The sequence below is a fragment of the Saccharopolyspora antimicrobica genome, from assembly GCF_003635025.1.
Classification (GTDB): Bacteria; Actinomycetota; Actinomycetes; order Mycobacteriales; family Pseudonocardiaceae; genus Saccharopolyspora; species Saccharopolyspora antimicrobica.
The window spans coordinates 2,055,974-2,069,681 of record NZ_RBXX01000002.1; the positions used below are offsets into that span (position 1 = coordinate 2,055,974).

A 13,708-nucleotide genomic window follows, 5' to 3' on the forward strand; every position below is an offset into this window, starting at 1 on the left:
GGCAGGTCTGAACCAGATCGCGTTGGTCACTGGGCGGATTCGCAGAGGGCCGAGCTGGGCTCTTCCCGCACGAGGTGTCCGAGACCACCCGGTGGCCCCGCGCGGGACCACCGGGTGGGACTTCTCAGGCGGTCTTCCAGCAGATGGTCAGGGCAGGCTCGTTCCAGACCATGTAGTACTGGTCGGGGTCGCCCTCGGCGCACTCGGGAGGACCGCTGGCGTTGTCGGCCACGGCGGTGATCCGGTGCTTGGCGTCCGGATCCGTGCAGGGCACCTTGACCTGGAGCTCGGTCGGCGAATCGGTCCGGCAGTCCCCGACCGCGACGTCCGGCACGAGGCACAGCACGTAGTCGCCGGGCTTTTCCGCCGAGTCGTAGTCATCGCCGCAGCTGGCGCGCCCGTCGAGTTGCTTGGCGACCTTGAAGTCGGACTTCGACGTCCCGCAGGCCGCCGTTTCCCAGTCCGCGCGGGCCATGCTCGGGCTGGTGATGTCGACGCACTCGCCCACGGCGATCCCACCGCCGTCGACGCTGCGCAGCAACGCCAAAACCACGACGCCGACGATGCCGAGGCCCAACGTGCCTACCACGCCGAGGATCTTCTTCCCGGCACCGCTCTTCTGCGGCGCGGGGCCACCCGGGTAGCCCTGCGGTGGCGGGCCGCCCGGGTAGCCCTGCGGCGGAATCGGTTGCTGCTGCGGATATCCGTGCGGCGGCATGGGCGGCTGCTGCGAATACCCCTGCGGTGGAACCGGTTGCTGCGGCTGGCCCCACTGCTGCTGAGGCGGTTGGCCCCACTGCGGTTGCTGCTGCGGATGCTGGCCGAACTGCGGTGGCTGAGTCACGGAAATCCCCCAGTGGATGAGCTGAAAACGGCGAAAACCTAGCGAATCCGCCGTTCCCGCGTGATCAGCTCGACCACATTGCAACGCAGCTCACGTCGTGGGGGTCACGCGCCCTTGACGTCGTTGAAGCAGAAGGTCTTCTCCGCGAAGTTGTAGTAACCGTCGCCCTCGCCGCAGACCTGCGCCGGTTCGCCGCGCGGGGCGACCTTGGTGATCTGGTCCTTCGCCTCGGAGCAGTCGAGCTTCAGCGGGATCTGGTTGCTCGCCTCGTTGTAGGGCGTGATGCAGTCGCCCGCCTCGACGTCGAGGACGATGCAGTAGGTCTTGCCGCCGGTGATGTTGCTGTAGTCGTCACCGCACACCGAGCGGTCGGTGCTGTTGGAGACCTTCACGACCTCGTAGTCCGAGTCGATCGAACCGCAGCTGGCCGTGGTCATCTCGCCGCCGCTCTCGTCGGCCAGGTCGATGCAGTCGCCCACCGTGATCGGGCCCGAGTCGACCTCGCTCTCGGTGGTCCGGCTCTGGGTGGGGTCACCGCTGACGGGCGGCTTCGGGTTCGCCTGCGGACGGCTGTTGACGTTGATGATCATCACGACCACCAGCGTGACTACGCCGATCACCGCGACGCCGGCGCCGATCAGGCCGATGATGAGCCCGGTGGACTTCTTCTTCGGCGGCTGCGGCGGCTGCGGCGGCTGGCTCCCGGCGACGTGGCGCCAGAAGTCGTCGGATTCGTTGGGCGGCGGGTAACCACCGGTCGGATAGCCGCCGGTCGGGTACTGACCACTGGGGTACTGGTTCGAGTACGGCCCCGACTGCGATCCGTAAGGATCCGGCTGCTGTGGGTAGCTCACTGCTCCTCCGTATATTCGTTCACCCCGGGAAGGCTAACCGCCCGCCCGGACTTCGGTGCGCGATCGGCTGATATGGAAGCGTGCGCCACACCGGTCAGGAGCCTTCCCGATCAACAGCATGACCTGCCATTCCGCCTCCGGGAAGCCCGGGGTACCGGCCCGCCGCCGAGCTTCTCGGCGACGTTGGGCCGATCCCGCCGGACGTGACAACTGAACGTCCACATTGGACGATCCAGTCGAAGCGCGCGGCAGCGGCTACGCGACCGGGTCACCGGCTCGCGGCGCCGAACGCGCCGGGGCCACCTGGCCACCGCTGAGCAGAAGGCCGCACCGGGATCCGGCGCACCGCGTGCTCGGCTCTCCGGCTCCACGCCGCCGACGGGGCAAGTACCCTCGTAGGTGTCGTGTGACCAGCGCACACGCCCCGCGCGGGCGTGTCGGCGAGGTCACTGATCGCCTGCGGACCCGAGGGAGCTCGCACCCGTGACCGACGGACCCCTGATCGTCCAGTCCGACAAGACGCTGCTGCTCGAAGTCGACCACGACCTGGCCGACGAGGCGCGCACCGCCATCGCCCCGTTCGCGGAGCTGGAGCGCGCCCCGGAGCACGTGCACACCTACCGCATCACGCCGCTGGCGCTGTGGAACGCGCGCGCCGCCGGGCACGACGCGGAGCAGGTGGTCGACGGGCTGGTGCGCTTCTCGCGCTACCCGGTGCCGCAGCCGCTGCTGGTCGACATCGTCGAGACGATGGGCCGCTTCGGGCGGTTGCAGCTGGTCAACGACCCGGCGCACGGGCTGGTGCTGAAGTCCTTCGACCGGGCCGTGCTCGAGGAGATCCTGCGGAACAAGAAGATCACCCCGATGCTGGGCCAGCGCATCGACGACGACACCGTCGTGGTGCACCCCAGCGAGCGCGGGCGGCTCAAGCAGATGCTGCTCAAGGTCAGCTGGCCCGCCGAGGACCTGGCCGGGTACGTCGACGGCGAGGCGCACCCGATCAAGCTGGAGCAGGACGGTTGGGTGCTGCGCGACTACCAGGCGCAGGCGGTGCAGTCGTTCTGGGCGGGCGGCTCGGGCGTCGTGGTGCTGCCCTGCGGTGCAGGCAAGACGCTGGTCGGCGCGGCGGCCATGGCCGAGGCGCAGGCGACCACGCTGATCCTGGTGACCAACACGGTCGCGGGCAGGCAGTGGAAGCGGGAACTGATCGAGCGGACCTCGCTGACCGAGGAGGAGATCGGCGAGTACTCCGGCGAGAAGAAGGAGATCCGGCCGGTCACCATCGCCACCTACCAGGTGATCACCCGCCGCTCCAAGGGCGAGTACAAGCACCTGGAGCTGTTCGACTCCCGCGACTGGGGCCTGGTGGTCTACGACGAGGTGCACCTGCTGCCCGCGCCGGTCTTCCGGATGACCGCCGACCTGCAGTCCCGGCGGCGCCTCGGGCTGACCGCCACGCTGGTCCGCGAGGACGGCCGCGAAGGCGACGTGTTCTCGCTGATCGGCCCGAAGCGCTACGACGCGCCGTGGAAGGACATCGAGGCGCAGGGCTGGATCGCCCCGGCCGACTGCGTCGAGGTGCGGGTGACGCTGACCGACAACGAGCGCCTGGAGTACGCCACCGCCGAGGCCGAGGAGCGCTACAAGCTGTGCTCCACGGCGCGCACCAAGGCCCCGGTGGTCAAGGCGATCCTGGACCGGCACCCGGGCGAGCCGTCGCTGGTCATCGGCGCCTACCTGGACCAGCTGCACGACCTCGGCGCGGCGCTGGACGCGCCGATCGTGGAGGGCTCGACGAAGAACAAGGAGCGCGAGGCGCTGTTCGACGCCTTCCGCAACGGGGAGATCAACCGGCTGGTCGTCTCGAAGGTCGCGAACTTCTCCATCGACCTGCCGGAGGCCTCGGTGGCGGTGCAGGTGTCGGGCACCTTCGGGTCGCGGCAGGAGGAGGCGCAGCGGCTCGGCAGGCTGCTGCGGCCGAAGGCCGACGGCAAGCAGGCGCACTTCTACTCGGTGGTCTCGCGGGACACGCTGGACACCGATTACGCGGCGCACCGGCAGCGGTTCCTCGCCGAGCAGGGCTACGCGTATCGGATCGTGGACGCCGACGACCTGCTCGGTCCCCCGATCCCGGACGTCGGGTGACGACAATTCCGGGACTTACCCGATCAGCTGTCACCCAAATGTGTCCACGCTGGGCCCGGCAGCCGCTACCGTTGCGGTGGACGCACGCGAGCTGACCAGGCACGTCGGTCCAGATGCGCCGAACCGCGGAGCGCAGCGACGACCGGTGATACGCGGCTGACGGAACGCCTGGAGGAAGACGGGTGCGGGCGCGCACCGCAGGCAGGGACCATGGAGATCGGATGACCACCGAGCACGAACGCACCGCCCTCGGCGGCGCGCACCGGTTCGTCGGGCTCGCGGAGAACCTCGAACGCCACGCCGGCACGCCGACCGCGGCCGAACCCCCGAACGCGCGCGGCACCAACCGCGGCTACGGGCTCGTCTTCTTCAACCTGGAGAAGTACCACCTGACCACGGTGATCAGCAGCGGCCTGCGCTTCCAGCCGCTGGGCGCCGAACCGGCCCAGGAACTGGCCTGCACGGTCTACAAGGAGCAGGCCGAGGCCGCGCGGCACCTGGTCGACCTCACCGCCGAGGTGCTGGTGCAGCAGCGCACCTTCCTGGTGCCCGACCAGATCGTGCCGAACGAGGAGCCGCTGCTGCCGGGCACCGAGTTCCACGGCGTGCTGGCCAGCGGCCACCCGATGTTCGCGCCGGAGTTCACCAGGTTCACCGACCCGGACGGCGTCGAGCAGCTCCAGGTGTTCACCCTGCTCCCGGTGACGCTCGGCGAGCTGAACTACATCCTCGACAACGGAGTGACGGCGCTGCGCCAGCAGTGGGCCCGCTTCGAAGTCGACGTCTTCGACCTCGGACGCCCCAGCGTCGCTTGAAGCAGGCCCGCCCAGCTCGACGTGGTACCTCGACGAGCCGGACGGCTGACCCGGACCCGACGACGAGGTACCGCCGCTGGACCTCCTTCCCTTCGGCGATCAGCAGAACCGGTGTTCCGGCGGCTCAGGCAACTCGCGTTCCGCACGGCGGCGGGCGATTCCGCGCGGAATCGCCCCTCCCAGCTGGCGAGGACGGCCGACCACCGGACAGGGGTGAACGTCCCCTGGCACGCCGGGGCGGTCGTGGGGTGACAGGATCGGGGCATGACGATCGACCTGGCGGAACTGGATGCGGTTCGGGTCTACGCGCTGCCGATGCGCAACAGGTTCCGCGGGGTGACGGTCCGGCGCGGAGTGCTGCTCAGCGGCCCGGCCGGCTGGGGCGAGTTCTGCCCGTTCGAGGACTACGACGACGCCCAGTCGGTGCCGTGGCTGACGGCCGCGCTGGAGGCCTGCACCGATCCCTGGCCGGAGCCGGTGCGCACCAGCATCCCGGTGAACTGCACGGTCCCGGCGGTGTCGGCGGACAAGGCGCACGCGATCGTCGCGGCATCGGGTTGCCGTACGGCGAAGGTCAAGGTCGCCGAGCCGGGGCAGGCAGCGGGTGACGACGTCGAGCGCGTCGCCGCCGTGCGCGACGCGCTGGGTCCGGACGGCGCGATCCGCATCGACGCCAACGCCGCGTGGGACGTCGACACGGCCGTCGCCAGGATCCGCGAACTGGACCGGGCGGCCGGTGGCCTGGAGTACGCCGAGCAGCCCTGCCCGACGGTGGACGAGCTCGCCGCGGTCCGCCGCCAGGTGGACGTGCGAATCGCGGCGGACGAGAGCATCCGCCGCGCCGAAGACCCCCTGCGCGTCGCGGTGGCCGGAGCCGCGGACGTGGCGATCATCAAGGCGACGCCGCTGGGCGGCGTGCGGCGCGCGCTGCAGGTGGCCGAGGCGTGCGGGCTGCCGTGCGTGGTGTCCTCGGCGGTGGAGACGAGCATCGGCCTCGCCGCGCAACTCGCCCTGGCCGGAGCCCTGCCGGAACTCCCGTTCGCCTGCGGCCTGGGCACGATGGCGCTCCTGGACGGCGACGTCGTCGCGAACTCCCTGCTCCCGGTGAACGGCCACCTCCCGGTGCTCCGCCACCCCCCGGAACCGGACCCGGCCCTGGTAGCGGCGGCAACACCCACGGCGGAAGTCCAGCACTACTGGCTCGAACGCCTCACCCGCGTCAACACCCTCCGCCGCGCCTGACGCGCCGGGAAGCCGCGGCACCCCGTGCAACGTCGCCAAGTTCGGTTCCGTTTCCGCTGGTAACAGCCCGTGAGCACTTTGTGCTGCTATAGTCTCTCAAAGTACTCACGGGGCCTGACCAGCGGAAACGGAACCGATGATGGTCTCGCGCGGCACCTCGGCCGCCGGGATCAGGCGCGACGACGCCGACGACGGCGGATGAGGCGGAAGACGATGCCGAGGACGACGACTGCGACTGCGAGCGGTGCGAGGCGCTTGAGGACCGGAGCCCCGGCCGTGCCGAGCAGGTCGATCGCGTCGTCCGACGCCGCGCCGCCTCCGGCGGCCGCGGCCTCCCGCCGCGAAGGCTCCGCCTTCGCCGGGCTCGCGGGCTCGCCCTGACCGCCTGCCGGCGTGACCCGCCAGCTCGGCTTCGCCGCGCCTGCGGCGCTCGAAGCCTTCTCCTCCTTCGCCTCCGCGGGCTTCGCCGCTACGGCTTCGGCTTCCTCGGGCTTCGCCTCGGCTCCGCCGGCCGATTCCCCGGCTGCGCCGGCCGGCTGCGCCGATCCGGCCGCCGGCTTCGCCTCGGCGGGGGCGCCCTCCTCGGTGAGCTGCTTGGCGAGGTTGGCCGCGAACTGGTTCAGGATCTTGCCGCCGACCTCGGAGATCAGGCCGCGGCCCAGCTGCGCCGGCTTGCCGGTGACCTTCAGGTCGGTGTCCACCGTGACCGCGGTGGTGTCGCCTTCGGACGTGAGCACCGCGGCCACCGTCGCCGCGGCGGTGCCGCTGCCGCGCGAGTCCTTGCCGCTGGCGTCGATCACCACGCGGCGGGCGGCCTCGTCGATCTCCTTGAAGGTGCCGGTTCCCTTGTAGAGCAGCGTCACCGGGCCGAGCTTGACCTTCACCGAGCCGGAGAACTCGTTGCCCTCGGCCTTGGTGAGGGTGGCGCCGGGCATGCACGGTGCGACCCGCTCCGGGTCGAGCAGCGCCTGCCAGGCCACCTCGACCGGCACCGGAACGCTGAACTGGTGCTGCATCTGCACGGGGAGTCCTCCTGGTTCGAACGAACTCGGCCCGGCGGGACGGGCCGTCCTCTCTGCTGAGGCATCAGCTTCCAGCTTCCCAGCCTCGGCTGCCGACCTCTACCCCATTCGGATCATCGAGCGGCATCCATGATCACCACCACGACCCGGATCGGCCGCGCATTCCACCGTCCTCACGACACCAACCCCACCCGACCGGGCGACCCCAGTCGCACAACGCACACCCTCCACAGGCTCCGACGCACATCGTCGAGTCGCGCTCCGTCACCGCATCCTGCGCAATTTCAATGGAAATCAGACGTCCGATTTCCATTGAAATCGCGTGCCACGTCGGCGTGTCGGGGGACGACACGCCGACGATGCGCAACTTCCATTGAAATCAGGTCTTCGATTTCCATTGAAATTGCACGAGTCGTCGCCTCCGGAGCTGGTGAGACGTCCACGCCCATCGGCGTGCCAGGTAGCCGGTCTTGACGGCCAAGCCGGGTAGCCAGGCGCCTTGACGGCCAAGCCCGGGGCCTGACCGTCAAGGTTGCGCTGGTCAGCCGGTGGCCGCGGTCAGGACCGCTCTGCCGGTGAGGACCTCCGCGAGGTGCGAGCGGTAGTCGACGTCGGCGCTGGCGTCGGCCGTCGGGCTGGTGCCTTCCGTGGCGTGGCGGGCCGCCGCGCGGATCGCCTCCGGTGTGGCCGGTTGACCGACGAGGGCCCGCTCGACGCCGGTCGCGCGGACCGGTGTCGGGCCCATGTTGGTCAGGCCGATGCGGGCCTCGGCGATCTGCCCGTCGGCGACGCGCACCGCGGCCGCCACGCCGACGATCGACCACGCCTGCGCGACGCGGTTGAACTTCTCGTAGTGCGCGCGCCACCCGGTCCACTTCGGCATCCGCACCTCGACCAGCAGTTCGGCCGGTTCCAGCGCGGTGGTGAAGTAGTCGGTGAAGAACTCCGCAGCGGGCACGGTGCGCTGGCCGGACGGCCCGACCAGCACCATCTCCGCGTCCAGCGCCAGCGCCGGGGCGGGCAGGTCACCGGCCGGGTCGGCGTGCGCGAGCGAGCCGCCGAAGGTGCCGCGGTGGCGCACCTGCGGGTCGGCGACCGTGCGGGTGGCCAGTGCGATCAGCTCGGCGTGCTGCCGCACCAGCGGGTCCCGCAGCACGTCGTGGTGGGTCGTCATCGCACCGATCACCAGCGCGTCGCCGTCCTCGCGGACTCCGCGCATGTCCTCGACGCGGCCGAGGTCGACCAGCAGTTGCGGGTCGGCCAGCCGCATCCGCAGCACCGGCAGCAGGCTCTGCCCGCCGGCCAGCACCTTGGCCTCGTCGCCGAACTCGGCGAGCGCGGCCACCGCTTCCTCCACTGTGGAGGGAGCGACGTACTCGAACTGGGCGGGGATCACCGGGCACCTCCCTGGGGGTTCACCGAACCGAGACCGCCACCGGCTTCCGGTGCGGTGGCACCGCTTTCACGCGCGCCCGTCACGGCGCGCCACACCCGCTGCGGCGAGCACGGCATCTCCACGTCGTTGACGCCCATCGGCCGCAGCGCGTCGACCACCGCGTTCACCACCGCGGGCGTCGAGGCGATGGTGCCCGCCTCGCCGACTCCCTTGACGCCCAGGACGTTCGACGTCGCGCGGGTTTCGGTGCGGTCGGTGACGAACTCCGGCAGGTCGGCCGCCGAGGGCACCAGGTAGTCGGCCAGCGTGGCGGTGGTCAGGGTGCCGGTCTCGTCGTACACGGCCTCCTCGAACAGCGCCTGCGCGATGCCCTGCGCCAGCCCGCCGTGCACCTGGCCTTCCACGATCAGCGGGTTGATCACGGCGCCGATGTCGTCCACGCAGACGTACTTGCGGATCTTCACCATGCCGGTCTCGGTGTCCACTTCGGTCGCGCACAGGTGCGTGCCGTGCGGGAAGGAGAAGTTCTCCGGGTCGAAGGTGGCGTCGGCGTCGAGGTTCGGCTCCACCCCGTCGGGCAGGTCGTGCGCGGCGAACGCGGCCAGCGCGACCTCGCCGAGCGCGGTGCCCCGGTCGGTGCCGCGCACGCCGAACCGTCCCGCGGTGAACTCCACGTCGTCCTCGCCGCACTCCAGCAGGTGCGCGGCGATCTTCTTGGCCTTCTCCACGACCTTGTCGGCGGCCTGAACCACCGCCATGCCGCCGACCGCCAGCGACCGCGAACCGTAGGTGTCCAGGCCCTTCGGCGAGACCTGGGTGTCACCGTGCAGCACCTCGACGTCCTCGAACGGCACGCCCAGCCGGTCGGCCACGATCTGGCTCCACGCCGTCTCGTGCCCCTGCCCGTGCGGCGAGGTCCCGGTGACGACCTCCACCTTGCCCGTCGGCAGCACGCGGATCGAGGCGTGCTCCCACCCACCGGCGCCGTAGGACAGCGAACCGAGCACCCGCGACGGGGCCAGCCCGCACATCTCGGTGAACGTCGAGATGCCGATGCCCAGCTGCACCGGATCACCGCTGCGCCGCCGCTCCTCCTGCTCCGCGCGCAGCGCCTGGTAGCCGAACAGCTCCATCGCCTTGTCGGTGGCGGCCTCGTAGTTGCCGGAGTCGTAGGTCAGCCCGGCGACCGTGTCGTACGGGAACTCCTCGTGCGCGATCCAGTTCTTGCGCCGCACCTCCATCGGGTCCACGCCGAGCTCGGCGGCCAGCTCGTCCATCATCCGCTCGATGGCGAAGGTCGCCTCCGGCCGTCCCGCGCCGCGGTAGGCGTCGGTGGGCGTCTTGTTGGTGAACACGTTGGTGCAGCTGAAGTGGTAGGCGGGGATCTTGTAGATCGAGTTGAACATGAACGCGCCGAGGATCGGGATTCCCGGCGTGACCAGCCGCAGGTAGGCGCCCATGTCGGCGAGCAGCTCGACCTTCAGCCCGGTGATCCGGCCGTCCCGGTCGGCCGCCATCGACAGCTTCTGCACCTGGTCGCGGCCGTGGTGCGCGGAAACCATCGTCTCGGAGCGGGATTCGGTCCACTTCACCGGCTTGCCGAGCTTGCGGGCCAGCACGAAGGCGATGAACTCCTCCGGCGTCACCTGCAGCTTGCCGCCGAAACCGCCGCCCACGTCCGGGGCGATGACCCGGATCTTCTGCTCCGGCACGCCCAGCGACATGGCCAGCATCAGCCGCAGGATGTGCGGCACCTGGGTGGCCGACCACATGGTGATCTGCTCGCCGGTCGGGTCGACGACCACCGAGCGCGGCTCCATGAACGCGGGGATCAGCCGCTGCTGCCGGAAGGTCCGCTCGACGCGCACCTCCGCGCCGCGCAGCGCCTCGTCGACGGAACCGCCGGTGCCCGCCTCCGCCGAGTCGAACGTCCAGGTGGCGTTGCGGTTGGTGCCCAGGTCCTCGTGCACCAGCGGGGAATCCGCCCGCAGCGCGGATTCCATGTCCAGCACCACGGGCAGGTCGTCGTAGTCGACGTCGATGACGTCCAGCGCATCGCGCGCCTCGGCCGCGCTGCGGGCCGCGACTACCGCGACCGCCTCCCCGGCGAAGCGCACCTCGTCGACCGCGATCGGCGGCGCCACCGGGGCATTCATGTCCTCGGTGATCGGCCACGCGCACGGCAGGCTGCCCTGCTCGTCGGCGAGGTCGCGACCGGTGAACACCGCGACCACACCGGACATCCGGCGCGCGGGCGCGGTGTCGATCGACCTGATGCGGGCGTGCGCGACGGGACTGCGCAGGACCGCCAGGTGCAGGGTCCCCGCGGGGTTGAGGTTGTCGGTCCAGCGGGTGCGGCCGGTGATCAGCCGCGCGTCCTCCTTGCGCTTGCGGGCGCGTCCCAGTTCGGGTTCCAGCACCGAGGTCATGAGCGCCTCACCTTCGGCTGAGCCTGCTCGTCGGCAGGTGTTCGCGGCGCCGGGGTGTCCTCGGTGTGCTCCATCTCCGGGCCGGCGCCCGGCTGCATGCGCTGCGCGGCGTCGGAGACCGCGCGGACGATGTTCTGGTACCCGGTGCAGCGGCAGAGGTTGCCCTCCATGCCCTCCCGGATCTGCTGGTCGTCGGGTTCGCGCACCTCGGCGAGCAGGTCGAGCGCCTGCATGATCATCCCGGGGGTGCAGAACCCGCACTGCAGGGCGTGGTTGTCGTGGAAGGCCTGCTGCAGCGGGTGCAGCCTGCCGTCCTGGGCGAGTCCTTCGACGGTGGTCACGTCGTGCCCGTCGGCCTGCACGGCGAGGACCGAGCACGACTTCACGCTGCGGCCGTCGAGGTGGACGGTGCACGCGCCGCAGTTGCTGGTGTCGCAACCGATGACGGTGCCCACCTTGCCTGCTCGTTCGCGGAGGTACTGGACGAGCAGCATGCGCGGCTCGACCTCATCGGTGTAGTGGGTGCCGTCTACGTTGACGGTGATGCGCGGCATTTGGGCGGCCTCCTCGGAGGGACTGGCCCGCGGTGCGCGGACGGTCGGGAACTCGGACTACTCCGCCTGGGTGACGGGCGTCACAACGATAGAGCCTGCTACGCCACACGGACCCGAGCAAGCGCGCAAAAGAATGGCCGTTCAGTCGCACCGAGTAGCCATCAGGACGACCGCAGCGAGTCCTCTTCGGATCCGGCGTCTCCCGCACCGCGAGCGCACCCGGAAAAGCCGTTGAAAATCCCGGGAAATCCGCCCTATCGTCCGCTCCGGGAGGACAGTCGATGACGACACCGCAGGAGTACGCGCACCATTCCCGCTACACCGACCCGGGCCGCTACGCGCCGCTGCTCGACCAGTTGCCGGCGGACGTCCGGCAGGTCGCGGCGGTGGTGCGCGGCCTCGTCGTGCACTACCGGGGCGAGGGCATCCCGTTCACCGGTGATCGGCTGGCCGAGGTCGACTCGCGCTGGACCGAGCGGCTGCTCGCCACCGATCAGCGCAGGTTCCCGCCGGTCCTGGACGCGCCGCGCCCGCTGGAGCAGCGGCTGGTCGGGTGCTGCCGGGACGCCGCCCTGCTGACCGTCGCGGCGCTGCGCCACCACCGGATCCCGGCGCGCAGCCGCGTCGGCTTCGCCGCCTACTTCCACGAGGGCTTCCACGCCGACCACGTGATCGCCGAGTACTGGAACGGGCAGCGCTGGGTGTTCGCCGATCCCCAGCTCGACCAGGCGGACTGGCCGTTCGACACCTGCGACATGCCCCGCTCGGACCCGGCGCCGTTCGTCACGGCGGCGCAGATCTGGACCGCCCACCGGAGCGGGCGGATCGACGTGGACCGCTGCGGTGTCGGCCCCGACCACCCGATGCGCGGCGCCTGGTTCGCGGGCAACTACGTGCTGCGCGAACTGGCGCACCGCCGCCGCGACGAACTCCTGCTCTGGGACTTCTGGGGCGCGATGACGACCACCGACGACGGCCTCGACCTGGACCTCGTCGACGAGATCGCCGCCCTGCTGCTCGCCGCCGACAACGGCGACGAGGCCGCCGAACGCGAACTGACCCACCGCTACGCCACCGACCCGAGGCTCAACCCGGGCGACCGCGTGCACTGCCAGTCACCCTCGGGCCTGGACGCCCTCGTCGACCTCACCTGACGCGTTCACCCGGATGCTGGTCGAATTCACGCGAAATCGACCGTCACCCGGCTGGTCAGGAGTGGTGGTGGATGGGGCCGTCCAGGTCGGCCAGGCGGACTCCGCGGCCTCCCCAGCGGAGCGCGATCAGCTCCGCCGCGATGGACACCGCCGTTTCCTCCGGGGTCCGGGCGCCCAGGTCGAGGCCGATCGGGGAGGACAGCTTGCTCAGCGCCTCCTCGGTGACGCCCTGCTCGCGGAGCCTGCGGAGGCGGTCGTCGTGGGTGCGGCGGGAACCCATCGCGCCGACGTAGCCGAGGTTCAGGCTCAGCGCCTCCTCCAGCACCGGGACGTCGAACTTCGGGTCGTGGGTGAGCACCATGACCGCGGTGCGCTCGTCGACCCGGCCGGCCGCCGCCTCGGCCGCGAGGTAGCGGTGCGGCCAGTCCACGACCACGTCGTCGACGCCGGGGAACCTGCTGTGCGTGGCGAACACCGGGCGCGCGTCGCAGACCGTCACGCGGTAGCCGAGGAAAGCACCCATCCGGGCCATCGCGGCGGCGAAGTCGATCGCGCCGAACACCAGCATCCGCGGCGGCGGCTCGAAGGAGTTCACGAACACCCGCAGCCCCTCACCGCGGCGCTGGCCTTCCGGCCCGTACTCGATGACGCCGCTGCGGCCGCTGGCCAGCATGCCGCGCGCGTCGTCGAGCACTGCGTCGTCGATCCGCGCCGAGCCCAGGCCACCGCTGCTGCGGTCGCGCCAGACCAGCAGGTGCGCGCCGACCTTCGCCGAGTCCGGGTGCTCCACGACGGTCACGACCGCGACGGGTTCTTCGGTGCGCACCGATGCGGCGACCTCGTCCAGTCCGGGGAAGGTCTCGCGATCGACCCGCTCCACGAAGACGTCCAGGATCCCGCCGCAGGTCAGGCCGACGGCGAACGCGTCGTCATCGCTGACGCCGTAGCGGCGCAGCACCGGCTCGGACCCGGTCAGCGTCGTGGTCGCCTCCTCGTAGACCGCACCTTCGACGCAACCGCCCGAAACGCTGCCGAAGGCCTCGCCCTCGCTGGTCACCAGCATCGACGCGCCCGGCGGCCGCGGGGCCGAGCGGAACGTCGCGACGACGGTGCCCAGTCCGATGGACTCGCCCGACTCCCACCGCTTGGTCAACTCGTCCAACACGTCACGCACAGCGCACCTCCGCTCTCCCCGCACCACTCGGATCCACGATTTCAATTGAAATCAGACGTCCAATTTCCATTGAAATCGC

Annotated in this window: 11 protein-coding genes; 4 read left to right on the top strand and 7 right to left on the bottom strand. The window is 70.8% G+C overall.

Annotated features, from left to right (window positions below; genetic code table 11):
- Positions 1–124: 124 nt before the first annotated feature.
- Entirely contained in the window at positions 125–844 is a 720-nt protein-coding gene (locus ATL45_RS39310) for an LppU/SCO3897 family protein (protein ID WP_143121765.1), read from the bottom strand.
- Positions 845–948: 104 nt separating this feature from the next.
- Positions 949–1,698, bottom strand: coding sequence for a hypothetical protein (locus ATL45_RS10155; RefSeq protein WP_093158353.1), 750 nt, complete (start codon positions 1,696–1,698; stop codon positions 949–951).
- 483 nt (positions 1,699–2,181) lie between these two features.
- On the opposite strand from ATL45_RS10155, the gene ATL45_RS10160 reads away from it, so the two are divergent.
- The 3 genes from ATL45_RS10160 to ATL45_RS10170 all read left to right on the top strand — a co-directional run bounded on the left by ATL45_RS10160 (position 2,182) and on the right by ATL45_RS10170 (position 5,900).
- A complete protein-coding gene (locus ATL45_RS10160) occupies positions 2,182–3,843 on the top strand; it encodes a DNA repair helicase XPB (RefSeq protein WP_093158356.1) in 1,662 nt (553 codons plus the stop codon).
- A gap of 221 nt (positions 3,844–4,064) precedes the next feature.
- Entirely contained in the window at positions 4,065–4,658 is a 594-nt protein-coding gene (locus tag ATL45_RS10165; protein ID WP_093158359.1) for a suppressor of fused domain protein, read from the top strand.
- A 264-nt stretch (positions 4,659–4,922) separates the two neighbouring features.
- Entirely contained in the window at positions 4,923–5,900 is a 978-nt protein-coding gene (locus ATL45_RS10170) for an o-succinylbenzoate synthase (RefSeq protein WP_093158362.1), read from the top strand.
- A gap of 170 nt (positions 5,901–6,070) precedes the next feature.
- Here ATL45_RS10170 and ATL45_RS10175 read toward each other — a convergent pair whose 3' ends face one another.
- The 4 genes from ATL45_RS10175 to ATL45_RS10190 form a co-directional block, all read right to left on the bottom strand.
- Positions 6,071–6,922 (bottom strand): SRPBCC family protein, encoded by an 852-nt coding sequence (locus ATL45_RS10175; RefSeq protein ID WP_093158364.1) that lies wholly within the window; start codon positions 6,920–6,922, stop codon positions 6,071–6,073.
- A gap of 541 nt (positions 6,923–7,463) precedes the next feature.
- Complete coding sequence (locus ATL45_RS10180) at positions 7,464–8,318, bottom strand: FAD binding domain-containing protein (protein WP_093158367.1); 855 nt, start codon at positions 8,316–8,318, stop codon at positions 7,464–7,466.
- Positions 8,315–10,747, bottom strand: a complete 2,433-nt coding sequence (locus ATL45_RS10185) for a xanthine dehydrogenase family protein molybdopterin-binding subunit (protein ID WP_093158370.1) — start codon at positions 10,745–10,747, stop codon at positions 8,315–8,317. Before ATL45_RS10185 ends, ATL45_RS10180 begins: the two co-directional genes overlap by 4 nt.
- Complete coding sequence (locus ATL45_RS10190) at positions 10,744–11,301, bottom strand: (2Fe-2S)-binding protein (RefSeq protein WP_093158374.1); 558 nt, start codon at positions 11,299–11,301, stop codon at positions 10,744–10,746. Before ATL45_RS10190 ends, ATL45_RS10185 begins: the two co-directional genes overlap by 4 nt.
- A 281-nt stretch (positions 11,302–11,582) precedes the next feature.
- Between ATL45_RS10190 and ATL45_RS10195 the strand changes: the two genes are divergently transcribed.
- Complete coding sequence (locus tag ATL45_RS10195) at positions 11,583–12,455, top strand: transglutaminase-like domain-containing protein (protein WP_093158377.1); 873 nt, start codon at positions 11,583–11,585, stop codon at positions 12,453–12,455.
- A gap of 55 nt (positions 12,456–12,510) precedes the next feature.
- Here the strand turns inward: ATL45_RS10195 and ATL45_RS10200 are convergent, their stop codons facing one another.
- A complete protein-coding gene (locus tag ATL45_RS10200; protein WP_093158380.1) occupies positions 12,511–13,629 on the bottom strand; it encodes an XdhC family protein in 1,119 nt (372 codons plus the stop codon).
- Positions 13,630–13,708: the final 79 nt, after the last annotated feature.